Here is a 15,418-nt window from a genome sequence, read left to right as displayed (position 1 = left end):
GCGCTGGCCGCGCGCGACCAGCAGGTGGTGCACGACCTTCCCGTGAACGTGGACGAGGCGCGCGCGCTGGCCGAGGCGCACTACGCCCGCGCGGCACGCCGCTTCGTGGTGGGCCAGGGGGTGGCGGAGGGCGATGCGCGTCTCAAGGTCGGGGCCGAGGTGGAGCTCAAGGGGGTCGGGCCGCTCTTCGAGGGAAAGTACTACCTGACGCGCGCCCGCCACACCTTCGACTCCGCCGAGGGCTACCGCACCGCCTTCACCGCCGAGCGCCCGGCGCTGGGGAGGGCCGCGTGATCGCCGATCCCCTCCTCTTCGACCTGGAGGCCCGCCTTCCCCGCGGCTACGGCGGCCTGTTCTACGGCGCGTACCCCGCGCTGGTAAAGGACGTGGCCGATCCAGACGGGCAGGGGCGCGTCAAGGTGTCGCTCCCCTGGTCGCCGGACCCGGACGGCGCCGCGTACGAGGCGTGGGCCCGGCTCGCCACGCTGATGGCGGGGAACAACCGCGGCAGCTGGTTCGTTCCCGACGTGAACGACGAGGTGCTGGTGGTGTTCGCGGGCGGCGACCCGCGCTTTCCCTGCGTCGTCGGCGCCCTGTGGAACGGCGAGGACGCGCCGCCGGAGAGCATGGACGGCGCCGGGCGCAACTACCTCAAGGTGCTGCGCAGCCGCAACGGCGTGCAGGTGACGCTGGACGACCACGACGGGCAGGAGAAGATGGTGCTGGAGACCCCCGGCGGGTGCAAGGTCACCCTGCAGGACGGGCCGGGCGCCATCACCATCCAGGACTCCAACGGCAACTCGGTGAAGCTGGAGACCGCCGGCATCACCGTGACCGCCGCGGCCAAGGTCACGGTGCAGGCGAGCACGGTGGAGGTGACCGCGGGTTCGGTGGCCGTGAACACGGGGATGGCCACCTTCAGCGGCGTGGTGCAGTGCAGCACGCTCATCACCAATTCGGTGGTGAGCGCCAGCTACACCCCCGGCGCGGGGAACATCTGGTGAGCCGCGTGGCCTGGCTCGCGCCGTCGCCGCTGTGGGGCGACCTGTCCGGCGGAACGGACTTCCGCCGGCCGGCGGTGCTTCGTTTCGCCACCGACACCTTCATGCAGGACTTCCAGGACGCGCTGGCCCGGCGTCCGGCCACCGTGCGCGGCTTCGTGGCGCGCGAGGAGACCTGGAGGAAGCCCGCCGCCGGCCTTCCCCCCCGCACCGCCGCCGGGCCGGCCGCCGTGCCCGCGGGGGAGACGCTCAAGCTCTACCAGCCCGTGCACGGCCGCTTCTACCTGGTGACCGCGTCGCTGGGGTGCCGCGTCCCCGGCCTGCCGGAGCACACGGTGGACCTGGCCTCGGGCGAGACCGTCTCCTTCGTCCTCCGCCGCCTGGCCACGGACGATGCCACGGGGGCGCGGACGGAGATGGCGTGGGTGAAGGGCGAGGCGGCGTACGGGTGGACGGTGGCGGCGACGGCGGCACCGCTGGACGCCGAGGAGCGGCTGCCGATGTTCGGCACCTTTTTCGACGCGGACGACCTGAAGCGCCGCGTGTTCGCCGGGTTCATACCCGTGGACCGCCGGGAGCAGTACGTCGGGGCCCGCGACGTCACCCCCGCGAAGGACGACGACGCGGCGCCCTCACCGGCACCCGGCACGGTGGCGCCGGTCTCCACCGAGGACTCGCGCGTCCTGGAGTTCCAGCGCTCGGTGCTGGACCCCTGGGTGGGGCTGCGCGACTGGTACGCCATCGAGACGGCGAACGTGGCCGACCACACGCGGGTGGACGCCGCGCGCACCGCGGCCGAGCAGGCGTCCGCGCTGGTGCTGCTGGACCTGGCCACCTTTGTACGCCAGGAACTCCCCGACGTATGGGACGCGTTCGTCACGCCGGCGCTGGCCGCATCGCTCCCCGCGGCGCAGCGGGCGTTCCACGACGCGTTCGCCTTCACCCTGTGGAATCGCAACAGCGCGGGGACGGGAGCGGTGTCGTCCACTTTCCGTCAGGCGCTGCTGGACGCCGACGACAGCCGCGAGGATCTGGAGAACGCCACGCTCACCGTAGGCGCCCCGCCATCGTTCCCCGCCGGCTACGCGGCCCGGCTGCTCACCGTGGACCCCGCCATCGACCCCGTGACCACTACGACGGGGCTCTACCCCCCGGACACCCGCAGCGCCATCGCGGCGGACAAGGTCAAGCTGAACACGCTGCTGGACCGCAGCAACTCCCTTCCGGAGGACGTCCCCGGCGTGCACCGCCGCCCCATCGTGCAGAAGCTGATGGATGCGCTGTACGAGGTGGACGTGGCGGCGGGAGCGAGCGGCGGAGCGACCGCGACGGCGGGAGAGGCGCAGCGGCCGCCCACGCTGGCGCCGCTCAACGCGCAGGGCGACGACGCGTACGTGGTGCGCTGCGTGTACGCGCGTCCGCGGTGCGGAAAGCGGTCGCCGCCGGTGGTGAGCGACGCATCGGCCGAGTTCCGGCTGGCGGGCTTCTTCGACGCGGACGCGCCGCAGCGCGCCATCCGCGTCGCCATGCCGGTGGACACCTCGCCCGCGGCGCTGCGCAAGTACGACCGCAACGTGGCGTTCCTGCTGAGCGACGAGCTGCGCAAGCAGATGAGCCGCGTGAAGGGGATGAAGGAGCTGATGGACGGCGAGGTGGGCAACCCGTCGGGGCTCAACATCTCCGTCATCTGCTCGCTCTCCATCCCCATCATCACTATCTGCGCGCTCATCGTGCTGATGCTGATGGTGAGCCTGCTGAACATCGTCTTCTTCTGGCTCCCCTTCTTCATCAGCTGCTTCCCCGTTCCCACGCTCAAGGCAAAGGAGTAGCCGTGGCCGGCGACACCGTTTTCGGCTCGGGGATCTCGTTTCCCCTGCGGCTGGGCCCCGACGGGCGCGTGGCGTCGTCGCGCGGGCCAGACAACGTGCGCGAGTGCATCCGCCACGTGCTGCTCACCGAGCCGGGCGAGCGGGTGATGCTCCCCGAGTTCGGCGGAGGCGCGGGAAGCTTCCTCTTCGAGCCCAACACCGTCTCCACGCGCCGCCGCATCCAGGAGCGGGTGGAGGACGCGCTTCGCCGCTGGGAGCCGCGCATCACCCTGCAGTCCGTGACGGTGGAGGAGGGGGAGGACGACCCGCGCGCGGCCGTCGCGACGGTGAGATACCAGCTCGTGGCGGACCGGGCGACGGAGCAGGTGAGTGTGAGGGTGGAGTTGGGGGGATGAAGGGAAGTGCTAAGTGCCAAGTGCTGAGTGCTGAACTGCAGTGCGTGAGTGCGTGAGTGCGTTAGTGCGCTTTGATCCAGCACTTAGGACTTAGGACTTAGGACTTAGGACTCAGGACTCAGGACTTAGGACTCAGGACTTAGGACTTCGGTTCGTACGTGGAGCGGCGATGGCCGCTTCCTCAACGAGATGCTGAAGGGGCCATGCCGCTCATCGTTCCGCGGATAGACGACCGCGACTACACGCAGATCCTGTCGGAGGCGCTGGCGCGCATTCCGGTGCACAACCCGGAGTGGCGCAACTTCAACGACGCCGATCCGGGGGTGACGCTGCTGCAGCTGTTCGCCTTCATGACGGACAGCCTGCTCTACCGCGCCAACCTGATCCCCGAGCGCAACCGCCTCAAGTTCCTGGAGCTGCTGGGCATTCCGCTGCGCCCCGCCGCCGCGGCGACGGGGGTGGCGGCCATCGCCAACGAGCGCGGGCCGCTGGACACGGTGACGCTCCCCGCCGGGCTGCAGCTCTTTTCCGGCGCCACGGGGTTCGTGACGGAGAACGGGCTGGACGTGCTGCCCGTGGAGGGAAAGGTGTTCTACCGCGCCCGTCTGGCCGCGGGCACGGAGACGGACACCGCGCAGACCATGTACTCGCAGCTCTTTGGCGACGGCGAGGGCGAGGACGCGGCCACGCTGGACTTCTACCGCACCACTCCGTTCGAGTGGCCGGTGAACGGCGCGCGCGTGGGCGCGGTGAGCCTGACGGCGGACGCGGTGGACCACGCCCTGTGGCTGGCCGTGTTGCTGCGCGCCGCGGACAAGCCGGACGACGCGCTGCGGCGCGAGGTGCGGGCCCGCATCGCCGGCAAGGTGCTCACGCTGGGGATCGCGCCGGCGTGGGACGCCAGCCAGCGCGTGCTGCGCGCGGGGGGCGCGGCCGCGCGCGCGGTGCCGCAGCTCTCCTTCGACATCTCCACCGGCACCTTCGACACCGGCCAGGAGCCCGTCTACACCCCGCTGGACGCCGCCGCCGACGACGACGCGCTGGAGAACCTCGCCCTGGTGCAGCTCACCCTGCCCGGCGAGGGCGAGTTCGGCGCCTGGGACGACCTGGACCCGATGGACGACGGGGTGGGCGACCTGCCCCCCGCGCTGGACGACGAGAGCCTGGCCGCGCGCGTCCTCTGCTGGATCCGCATCCGCCTGGCCGACGCGCCCGATTCGTCCGGCTCCGCTCCCGGCGCGTCGCCGGGGTGGGAGGCGCGCTTCTCGTGGCTGGGGGTGAACGCCACGCGCATCTCGCAGCGCATTCCCGTGGCCGCACAGCGCGTGGGGGTGGGCACGGGCGAGCCCGACCAGTCGCTGGCGCTGCCCAACGTGCCCGTCCTTCCCGAGTCCGTGTCGCTGGCGGTGAACGGCGAGATCTGGACGCGCACCAGCGACCTGCTGGCCGCCCCGGCCGAGGTGCCGGTGCGCGACCCCACCCTGCCCCCCGGCGCCGAGACCTCCGCCGGCGGCGACCCGCGCGTCTTCGCCGTGGACCGCGAGAGCGGCGTGGTCACCTTTGGCAACGGCTACGCGGGGATGCGTCCGCCGCCGGGCGCGGCCATCGTGGCCGCCTACGCCTACGGAGGCGGGAGCGCGGGGAACGTGGGGATCGGCGCGGTGAAGACGGGGCCGCTCCTGCCGGCCGGCTTCAAGGTGCTGAACCCCATCCCCACCTGGGGCGGCGACGACGGCGAGAGCACGGTGGACGCGGAGCGCCGCATTCCGCTCTCCCTGCGGAACCAGGACCGCGCCGTATCGAAGGACGACTTCCGCGAGATCGTGACCGCGACGCCGGGGATCTCGCTGGGGCGGATGGAGGTGCTCTCCACCTGGCACCCCGACGCCGGCGCGCCCGCGCCCGGGGTGGTGACGCTGCTGCTGATTCCCAACGACCCGCTGCGCCCCGACGCGCCGGTGCCCGACCGCCTCTTTCTGCAGGCCGTCTGCGCGCACCTGGAGCCGCGCCGGCTGGTGACCACCGAGGTGCACCTCCGCGGCCCCAAATACGTCTCCCTCTCCCTCTCCGTGGGCTTCGACACCGTTCCCGGGGCCGACCTGGCCACCGTGCGCGAGGCGGTGAAGGCCGCGCTGCGCGCATTCCTGTCGCCGCTCTTGGGCGGGCAGGAGGGGACGGGGTGGCCGCTGGACAAGCCGGTGGAGGACCGCGAGCTGTGGGCGCAGGTGGCGCGGGTGGCGGGGGTCGCCTCCGTGCGCGGCGTGCGCATGTGGGACGAGGGCGGGACGGAGATCGCCACGCTGCCGATTCGCGGTCTGGAGCTCCCGCGGCTGGACCGGCTGACCGTGCGCGCGGGCGACGCGGAAGACACGGGGGCTCCCACGGGCACAGGCACGGGCGCGGCCACCCGCCGCCGTCCCGTCCCCGTCGTCCCGAAGAGCTGCTGAGGCCCGGCCATGGACGTCAACGGCACCCGCTTCCACCTGCTGCTGGGGCACGACGACTGGGTCGGCGCGTCCGGCCCTGCCGCGGGCGCCGAGTGGTCGGGCGGCGCGCTGGGGCTGGAGCGCCTCCCCGTGGTCTTTCCCACGCGGATCTCGGAGGCGCCGCCGTCGCAGGGCGACCGCCGCGGTGCCGGGCGTGACCGCTTCGGCAACTGGTACGTGATCGGCGCGGACCGCCGCTCCATCCGCGCGCGCTCGCACCACGACCGCGCCGAGACGCGCTTCTGGCCTCCCGAAGCCCCGCCGCCGTGCGGAAGCGCGCAGGCCGGCGCATTCGCCCCCGCGGCGCCCCCGCGCGCTCCCGAGCCGGTGCCGCTGCGCGGGCTGGCCGTGACCGGCGAGCACTACCTGGTGGTGGGCACGCTGGAGCCGGCCGGGCTGCTGGTGTTCGACCTGGCGGCCGGCGGGCCGCCGGTGGCGCTTCCCTGGCCCGCCTCCGTTCCCTTTGCTCCGTGGGACATCGCCGCGGCGCCGGATGGGGGGGTCTGGGTGCTGGACCGTGACAACGCGCGGCTGTGGGCGCTCGACCGCTTCTTTCGCGTGATCTCCGGCGCGCCGGCCGCACCGCCCGCCCACGCCGCGCCCGACTTCGTCCCTGCCGGCGGGCCCGCCGCGGCGCACGTGGCCGAGGACGCCGTGGGACCCATCACCCTCGACGCGTCGCTGGACGTCGGAGCCGTGCTGGAGCCGGTGGCGGTGGACGCGCTGTGCGACGGAAGCGCGCTGGTGCTGGGGCGCGATGGGGCCACCGCCGCCGCCGCGCTGCACCGCTTCGCGCTGCACGGCGCGCACGCATCCTACCCGCTGGCGCCGCTGCTGGACGAGGTGCCCGGGGTGCTGGCCGACCTGGCGCGCGGCTTCGACCTGGCGTTCGTCCCCGACGCGGCGTGCTCCAGGCACGACGTGCGCGGCACGGCGTACATCGTCGCCCCCAGCGGAAACCAGGCGTTCGCCTTCACCGTCGCCGGCGCGGCGGAGGCGCTGGAGATCGGGTTCGGGCGCGAATTCTACCCCATGCGCCGCTTCGGCGGGGGTGCTGTGGTGGCGGCGGGGGGCGGGGCCTGGTACGACGGCCCCGGCGGGCGCTTCGTCTCCCTGCTCGCCTACCCGCGCCCCAGCTTCGAGCGCGAGGCGGTGCTGCGCCTTCCCGCGCGCGGCGGGGGCACGGACGACGAGCGCGCCTTCGACGGCCGCGAGCCGGGGTGCGTGTGGCACCGGCTGATGCTGGACGCCTGCATCCCCCCCGAGGCCTCGGTGCGCGTGGAGAGCCGCGCCGCGGACTTCGTGGAGGAGCTGGCGGCGCTGCCCTGGGAAGAGGAGCCCGCGCCCTACCTGCGCGGCAACGGCACCGAGCTCCCCTACCGCGTGGCCCCGCTGCAGGGGCCCGACGGGCAGGCCGGCACCTGGGAGCTGCTCTTTCAGAACGCACGCGGGCGCTACCTGCAGCTGCGCGTGACGCTGGCCGGCAACGGGCGCACCACGCCGCGGCTGCACGGGCTGCGCGCCTACTATCCGCGCTTCTCGTACCTGGCCCGCTACCTCCCCGCCGTCTGGCGCGAAGACCCCGCCTCCGCCTCGTTCGTGGACCGCCTGCTGGCCAACGCCGAGGGCACGCTCACGGAGATCGAGGGGCGCGTGGCCGACGCGCAGATGCTGTTCGACACCCGCACCGTTCCCGCGGAGTTCCTGGAATGGCTGGCCGGGTGGATGGGCGCGACGTTCGACGCCGCCTGGGACGAGCCGCGGCGCCGCTTCTTTCTCGCCAACGCCATGCGCATGTACGCCTCGCGTGGCACCCGCGAGGGGATCGTGCGCGCCCTGCGGCTGGCGCTGGAGGCGTGCGTCGACCCGCACCTGTTCGATGACTGCGGGTGCGGCGGATCGGCCGCACCCACGGCGTCCATTTTGTCCACTACCGCCACCGCGGCACCGGAGGGATGCGGATGCTCCGGAGGGGCGAGCGAGAGTGGGGGGCAGGCGCGGTCGCGCTTCGGCGTGCGGGTGGTGGAGCGCTTCCTCGCCCGCGGCTCGCCGGGGGTGGCGTACGGCGACGTGAGCGACCTGGCCGGGCCAGGAACCACCACCACCGCCCTCCCCTGGACCCCCGCGCAGGGCGCCGAGCCGCTGCACTCCCGGTGGCGGGAGTGGATCGCCGCGCGGTACGAGACGGTGGAGGCGCTGAACAAGGCGTGGGGGACGGCCTACACGTCGTTCCAGTCGCGGCTCATCCGCCTCGTCGCCACGGCGCCGCCGCCCAGGCGGACGGAGGACTGGCGGAGGTTCCTGCGCGAGGGGCTGGGCTTCACCTACGTGCCGCCCGAGGCGCGCGAGCTCCCCCTGTGGCAGGACTTCCTCGCGGGGCGCCACCGCACGGTGGAGGCGCTCAACGCGGCTTGGAAGCGCAGCGGGCCGGCCGCCGCGGCCTCGCTGCAGGCCATCCCCTTCCCCACGGAGATGCCGGCCGGGGGCGGGGAGCTGGGCGACTGGATCACCTTCGTGAGCGTGGTGGTGCCCATGCACCGCTCCGCGCACCGCTTCACCGTGCTGGTGCCCGTGGTACCCGGCGAGGACGCGGAGAGCCAGCGGCGCCGGCGCGACCTGGCGCGCCGCATCGCCGAGATCGAGAAGCCCGCCCACACCGTGGTGGAGGCGCGCCTGTACTGGGCCGCCATGCGCGTGGGCGAGGCGCGGCTGGGCACCGACACGCTGCTGGGCCAGGGCAGCCGCTTTACCGCGCTGGAGCTGGGCCGCGGCGTGCTGGGGGCCGCGCAGCTGGCATGGACCGAACCCTGGAACACAACCGGGCGCAGGGTGGTGGGGCGCGACCCCATCGCCGTGCGCCGCCAACCGCGGGCGACCCCCGCGAGGTGGACATGACTGCATTCGCCACGGCCGCCGCCGGCCCCCTGCGCGCGGACCCCTCCAAGCGCGTGAACTACACCCTGGGCCTGGTGCTGGGGGTCGACGAGTTCCAGCAGGAGCAGCTCTACCACCGGGCCGGCCGCTGGAGGCACAACCAGTGGCTGCACGGCTACGGCACCGTGTGGGGGCTGCAGGTCACCACCCCCGACCCCGCCGACGCCGACCCCGAGATCCGGGTGACGGAGGGGGCGGCCGTGGACCCGTGCGGCCGCGACATCTGCGTGCCCGACACCATGTGCGTGCGGCTGAACGCCTGGCTGGACCGCCACCGCGAGGTGCTGCAGCGGCTGTACGGCAATGGCCCCGCCGTCATCCCGCTGGCCGTGGTCCTGTGCCACCGCGAGTGCCCGGACGACGTGGTGCCGGTGCCCGGCGAGCCCTGCCGCAGCCAGGACGACGCCATGCAGCCCTCGCGCATCCGCGAGAGCTTCGAGCTGCGGCTGGCGCTGCGCGACGAGGCGCCGTGGAACTCGCCCCCCGGCGACAACCCGGGCGGCCTCACGCAGTTCCGCTTCTCGCAGCCGGAGGAGGAGGCCGTGCGCGCCTTCGGCCGCCTGCTGGACCGGGTGCGCGTGGAGGACGGCGGGCCCGGCGGGGGCCGCGAGGCGCTGGTGGCCGCCGTGCGCGCGCTCGACGTGGGCGAAGGCTGGCTGCTCTCCGGCTCCCCGCCCGGCGAGGGCGACGGCTTCGTGCTGGACGAGGGGGAAGCCGCCGCGGCCATCCGCGAGGCGGTGCGCGTGTGGGCCACCGAGGTGCGCCCCCGCGTGCGCGCCGCCGAGCCGGCGGGCGAGGGGTGCGGCTGCGGTTGCCCGGGCCACGAAGACTGCTGCGTGCTGCTGGCCGAGGTGGACCTGCCGGTGGCCGTGGGGTGGCGGGTGGCGGGGAACCCGTTTCCCGCCGACGAGGAGCGCCGCCCGGTGCTCCTGCACACCCGCCTGCTGCAGGAATGGCTCACCCGCGTGGGCGGCGAATGCCGCGGCGGGCAGGTGGACACCTTCGTGACCGCCGCCCCCATCGCGCTGGACACGGTGCGGGTGTGGCTGCACCACGAAGCCGCCCTGGACCTTCCCGCCGGCGCCGTCACGGTGGTGGTGAACGGGGGCGCCCTCGTGTCTCCCGGCTCGGTGACGCCGGTGGGGGGGATGGACAACGCCTTCGACGTGCTGCTCTCCCCCGGCGCGGCGGACGGCGACACGGTGGAGCTGCGCCTGGACCTGGCGCAGATCACCGACGCCGGCAGCGCGCCGGCCGGTGTGGGAGGCGACCGCCCGGACGGTGGGCTGCTGGACCGCCACGGCCCCGAGGTACGCGCGTACGTGGTGTTCCGCGAGCAGTCCACCGTGCTCCCCTCCCTGGGCGGCGACGTCACGGGGCCGGTGGGGAGCAACACGGTGGTGGGGCTCCAGGGGTTCAGGGTGGCGCCCACGGCGCCCAGCGCCAACGGGCAGGTGCTCACCTGGAGCAACGTCCGGCGGCGGTGGGAACCAGCGGCCCCGGCCGCCCCCGCCGCCCCGCCCGCGGCGGAGACCGCGGGGGGCGACGTCTCGGGGCCGCTCGCGGACCTCACCGTCACCCGCATCCGCGGCCAGCCGGTGTCGGACACGGCGCCGTCGGCGGCGGGGCAGCTCCTGGCGTGGAACCGCGACGAGGCCATTGGGAGCGGGCGGTGGGCGCCCACCGAACAGCCCACCCGCGCGGGGCAGTCGCTCGTCTGGACGGTGGACCCCGCGACCAACGCCGGCTCGTGGCGGTCCAGGTTCTCGGTGCAGGCGCCGGGCGGCGTGTACCGCATCGTAGCGGCCGGCAACTTCGAGGTGAAGGACATCCCGGGCCGCGCCACTCCCCTGGGCGACGCCTACAACGTCACCGTGTTGGAGGTTCTCGAGCCGTCCCTCCGCGCGCGGGTCATCCCCATGCGGGTCACCTTCGGCCGGGGCAAGGTGCCCGAGGGCACCTACGTGGTGAAGGGGACGGCGTGGGACTCGGAGACCATGCAGTCGGTGCCGCTGCTGTCGCAGGGCTCGTCGGCGGAGGGCGTGATGGTGGCCGCGAGCCTGGCGGGCACCGAGATGCAGCGGATCGACCGCATCACGATCGAGATCAACCGCATCGGGTGACGCCCGAGGAGACTCGCGAATGGACGCCACCGACCTGCTGGAGCCCGTGCTGACCAACGGCATCCGGCTGAACAACTTCTTCAACGGCCGCATCCTGACGGCCGAGGACCTGCGCGCCGAACAGCAGGCCGTCCGCGGGCGCGACCGGCAGCTCGCCCACGCCCTGGGCGAGGGGGTGGCGCACGGGCTGGAGGTGTCCGCCGCCGGCGAGGTGGGCGGCGCACCCGTCCTCTCCATCCAGCCGGGGCTGGCCTTCAACCGCGACGGCGACGCCGTGGCGCTGGGGCGCCCCGTGGAGCTGCGGCTGGTGAGCGTGGAAGAGGAGGCCGCCGCCGAGGCGGGGGTGTTCGCCGTCTGCAAGCCCCGGCACGTGCCGCTGGAGCTCACCAACGTGGGACTCTACGTCCTCACCGCCTCCCCCGCCTCCGCTCTGAGCGAGGAGCGGGCGCCGATGGCGGAGCTGGGGAGCGAGGGGATCGCGGGGAGCTGCGCCAGCCGCTGGGCGCTGGAGGGCGCGCGCTTCTCCGTGGCCCCCCTTCCCCTGGCGTCGGCGGGGGAGACGCCCACCCCGCTGGCCCAGGCGCTGGCCGAGCTGGTGGAGGACGTGGAGGAGAAGGTGGAGCTGGTGCGGCGCGGCGGCGCATCGGACACCCCCGCCGTGCGCACCTCGCTGGACCGCGGGCTTTCCAAACTGCGCAACGGCGCAGCCTACCTGTGCTTCGGCGCGGACCGGCTCGCGGGGCAGAACGCATCCCCCTTCGCGGCGGCGGGCGGCTTTCCCGATCCGGAGTACGGCGCCGTGGACGGGATGCGCGCGCGCGGCGAGCTGGCGTCGTGCGAGGTGCCCATCGCCCTCTTCCACCTCAGCCAGCGCGGGGTGGAGTGGGTGGATGCGTGGGCGGTGCGCAGGCCGCTCGTCCCGCGGCCCAGCACGGGGACGCTGCCGGTGCTCCACGACCGGCGCCGCGAGGCCGAGGCGCTGGCCATGGTCCTCCAGTTCCAGCAGCAGGTGGCGGAGCTGGTGGCGTCGCGGATGACCACCGCGCAGCTCACGCTGGTGGAGGCCGCGCAGCGCTTCCGCTTCCTCCCCCCGTGCGGCCTGCTGCCGCTGCGCGAGGCGGGGGTGGGGCGGGGGCTGGCGCACGCCGTCTTCTTTCGCGGCCTCACGCTGGGGCCGCCGGCCACGCTCCAGGGCGCCAAGCTGCAGCGCGTGATGCGCCAGGCGCTGCCGCACGCGCCGGTGGACCTGGCCTCGCCCACCGCGCAGGTGGTGCTCTGGCGCACCCGGGACAACCTGCCGGCCGCCGGCACGCCCCCGGCGCCGTACGTGGTGTTCGTGACGCGCGAGACGATGGGGCCGCGCGTGCGCGACACCCTGGCCGTGACGCTGGAGACGGCGTGGAGCGCGTGGCGCGGGGTGGTGCGCAAGCGGCTCTTCCTTCCCCCCGGCACCGACGCCGACAAGGTGGCCGCGCAGGTGTCCATCGTGAACGCCGTGCGCGACGTGATGGACGTCGCCACGCGCCAGGCCTCGCTGGCCGCGGGGAGCGCGCTGGACGCGCGCGACGCGCTGGATGGGCTGCGCGAGCTGCACCGCGTGCAGGACGACCTGCAGACGCTCTTCCGCTCGGCCATCCCCGGCGTGGTGCACACGCAGGGGCGCGAGAACTTCGGCGCGGGGATCAACGTGCGGCTCAACAACGCGCTCCCCGGCGGCGCCGGGCGCGCGCTGCTTCCTGCCCTCGACGCCCTGGACCTGCCGGGCGCGGTGGCCGCGCAGGCCGCCATCAACCAGTTCGTGGCGGGCTTCAGCGGCGAGGGCGTGGCCAGCGGGCCCATCGTGGTCACCTACCAGAGCAGCCCGCGGGGGCTGAACCTGGTGCCCGGCGACACCCAGGGGTTCCCGCACCTCTTCACCGTGCGCAACGCCACCGACCGCCGGCTCACCTTCAACCTGCAGGCCAGCGTGGCGGGACTCGCCGGCGACTGGTCCAACGCGGTCACGCTGGAAGACGCCAGCGGCACCGTGCTCACCGCGGGCACCGTGGAGCTGGCGTCCGGCGCGCAGACCACGGTGGCGGCGCGGGTGCGCCCCCCGGCCAGCGGGATCGCCGCGGGGCAGCAGGTGGTGCTCACCTTCCGCGCCACCGTGGACCCACCCAACGACCGCGACGTGTCCACCACGCGGCAGCTCACCGTATCCAGCGACCAGGGAGGGGCCGTGTCCGGAAGCCTGGAGGTGCTGGCGCCCACCAGCCTGCCGTTCAACCTGGACGACGCGCCGCCGGGGCAGGTAGGCAACTTCCTCTTCCACGTCCGCTACAGCGGTCCGGAGTCCCTCCCCAGCCCGGTGAACGTGGACGTGACCGTCACCCTGGCCTCCACCGAGGCGGTGTGGCAGGCCGAGTTCGGCGGCGTGACGGCGGCCAACCCATCGCCCGGGGTGTTCACCGCGACCATCTCCGCCGCGCTGGGGCAGCAGGTGCCCCTGGACGTGCTGGTGCTGATGCCGGCGCGCACGACCATCGACCGTACGGCCACGCTGAACGTGCACGTGCAGGCCGCGGCTGGAGGCCCGGCACCGGTGCCCGGCGACCTGGCGCCCCCGCTGGCGCTGCGCGTCCGCCATTCCTGAGACCCACCCACTTCAATGCATCCGCCCTCATCACGCAGGAGCCCCGCGCCATGAACCGACCCCGGACCCTCCACCTTCCCCGGCTCGCGGCCCTGGCCGCCGCCCTGGCGCTGGCGGCCGCCCCGGCCCCCCTGGCCGCCGCCTCGCCCTGCTCTCTGGGCTTTCTGCTCAAGGGGGCGCCCACCATCGACGGCAAGGGCGGCGACTGGGCCGACGCGTCGCAGGCATCCTCGGCCAGCGTCGGCGGGTGCGTGGGCAAGCTCTACGACGCCGACACGAACCCGTACGACGTCACCGTGTCCACCAAGCGGTACATGCGCGGCGGCGTGCTGTACCTGGGCTTCCTCTTCGAGGTGCAGGACGCCACTAAAACGCTGAACGGCGGCCTGCTGGCCAACGGCGAGCGCATCGCCATCCAGTTTGACCACGACCTGAGCGGCGGCGCACAGCTCGCCGCGGCCGACATGCGGCTGGTGGTCACGCACCGCTGGGAGAGCAGCGGGGGCGATCCGCAGGAGGTGACCAACGTGCAGTCGCAGTGGGGCACGGGCACCCTGGCGGCGGGGGTCTGCGGCGGCGGCCCGCGCTGGGCCAACGTGGGCAACCCGGCCAACTACAGCGTAAAGGTGCGCAAGGACTTTCCCGGCGGCTACCGCGTGGAGCTGGAGTTCCCGGCCACGGCCATCGGCGGGGTGAGCGGCGACTTCGGCGTCGCCTTCCAGGTGGTGAACGACTGGGGGGTGCCGGGGATGCCCAACTCGGCCGGCAACTCCTTTCCGTCGGCCCTCCCCTACACCACCGCAGACAACGCGGTGGACGGGTGCAACAACTCGTGGCGCGTGCCCAGCAACTGGGGGACGGGCTACTGGGCCAGCGCCGCGGGCGACGTGACCATCAGCCGCCTGCCGGTGTTCTGGCAGAGCCCGGACATCGTGCCGCTTTCCTGCGGCGTGCTCGGGTACTCCTACTATCCGGCGAACCCCTGCAAGCTCACGCTGCAGGCCACCGTCCACTCCACCTTCACCACGCCGCAGACGCGCAACCTGCTCTACCTGTGGGCCGACCACGGCGCCAGCCCAACCGTGTGGCGGGTGGTGGGGATGAAGAAGAACGTGCCGATCGGCGCGATGGCCAACGCCACGCAGTCCGCGGACGAATGGACGGCGGTGCCGACCAACCTCCCCAACCACCCGTGCGTGCGCGTTTACATCCTTCCGCCCGTGTTCCAGGCCGCGTTCGACGAGGCCGACATCATGGGCATCTCCGACGCCGCCGAGCTGGCGCAGATGGAGACGGTGTACGGGGTGCAGGCGCAGCACTGGGCCCAAAAGAACATCAGCGCGCTGGGCGCGGGCACCGTATGCCCCAACGCCTCGTGCCGCGTGGCCGCGCTGGAAGGGTTCGGCCCGCGGCTGGCGGCCTACTTCGGCGGGCAGGCGGGCGCGCTCTTCACGGTGCGCGGGCTGGCGGCGCAGGAGCCTCCCAGGACGGACACCACCCGCCCCGAGCAGATCCGGCGGACCAGCCGCGTCTTCCTCTCCGCGCGGGACCGCCGGACGCTGGGCGGCGACAACGCGCTGGTGCAGGTCCGCTCCTGGGGCTACTCCGCCGCCGGCCCCGCCGACAGCCTGAAGTACGTGCTGGCCGAGAACCTGGGCGGGCTGCTGCAGGCCATCCCGCTGCGCCAGCTGGATGAACGGAAGCAGTGGCCGATCACCTTCACCCTGGGCAACCCCGGCCGCTACGACCGCACCGTCTTCGTGACGACGGAGACCGATGTGCCCCGCGGCGGCGCGGATGTACGGGTGGAGGTGCGCCGCGACGTCTTCAAGGCCAACGAGCAGCGCGTGGTGCGGGGCACCGTCACGCGCACCGGAGGCGGCACCACGGGCGGGAGCGACCCCGGCCCCAACCCCGGCGGCGGCGGCCGGGGATGCCCCGTGAGCGCCGGCATGGCGATGGCGGGCCTGGCGCTGCTCGGACTCGGACGCCGCACCCGCCGCCGCGACTGAGGC

General features: G+C 73.9%; 9 protein-coding genes. All 9 read left to right on the top strand.

What is annotated here, in order from left to right; translation table 11 throughout:
- Positions 1-294 (top strand): hypothetical protein (locus VF647_19840; protein HEX8454342.1); only part of this gene is annotated, 294 nt, incomplete at its 5' end.
- The gene (locus tag VF647_19835) at positions 291-1,004 is read left to right on the top strand and encodes a phage baseplate assembly protein V (GenBank protein HEX8454341.1); all 714 of its coding nucleotides are present in this window, start codon (positions 291-293) and stop codon (positions 1,002-1,004) included. The genes VF647_19840 and VF647_19835, both read left to right, overlap by 4 nt.
- Positions 1,001-2,830 carry a hypothetical protein gene (locus VF647_19830; protein ID HEX8454340.1) on the top strand — a complete coding sequence of 610 codons (1,830 nt, stop codon included), beginning with the start codon at positions 1,001-1,003 and terminating at the stop codon, positions 2,828-2,830. The genes VF647_19835 and VF647_19830 overlap by 4 nt, the downstream gene beginning before the upstream one ends.
- Positions 2,831-2,832: 2 nt before the next feature.
- Positions 2,833-3,225 carry a GPW/gp25 family protein gene (locus VF647_19825; GenBank protein HEX8454339.1) on the top strand — a complete coding sequence of 131 codons (393 nt, stop codon included), beginning with the start codon at positions 2,833-2,835 and terminating at the stop codon, positions 3,223-3,225.
- 203 nt (positions 3,226-3,428) lie between these two features.
- A complete protein-coding gene (locus VF647_19820) occupies positions 3,429-5,672 on the top strand; it encodes a putative baseplate assembly protein (GenBank protein ID HEX8454338.1) in 2,244 nt (747 codons plus the stop codon).
- Positions 5,673-5,681: 9 nt separating this feature from the next.
- A complete protein-coding gene (locus tag VF647_19815; GenBank protein ID HEX8454337.1) occupies positions 5,682-8,606 on the top strand; it encodes a phage tail protein in 2,925 nt (974 codons plus the stop codon).
- Complete coding sequence (locus tag VF647_19810; GenBank protein ID HEX8454336.1) at positions 8,603-10,768, top strand: hypothetical protein; 2,166 nt, start codon at positions 8,603-8,605, stop codon at positions 10,766-10,768. Before VF647_19815 ends, VF647_19810 begins: the two co-directional genes overlap by 4 nt.
- A 19-nt stretch (positions 10,769-10,787) precedes the next feature.
- The gene (locus VF647_19805) at positions 10,788-13,403 is read left to right on the top strand and encodes a hypothetical protein (GenBank protein HEX8454335.1); all 2,616 of its coding nucleotides are present in this window, start codon (positions 10,788-10,790) and stop codon (positions 13,401-13,403) included.
- A 50-nt stretch (positions 13,404-13,453) separates the two neighbouring features.
- Positions 13,454-15,415, top strand: a complete 1,962-nt coding sequence (locus VF647_19800; GenBank protein ID HEX8454334.1) for a hypothetical protein — start codon at positions 13,454-13,456, stop codon at positions 15,413-15,415.
- Positions 15,416-15,418: the final 3 nt, after the last annotated feature.

This window comes from Longimicrobium sp., from assembly GCA_036387335.1.
Taxonomy (GTDB): Bacteria; Gemmatimonadota; Gemmatimonadetes; order Longimicrobiales; family Longimicrobiaceae; genus Longimicrobium.
This window is presented reverse-complemented; position numbering and strand designations above follow the sequence as displayed.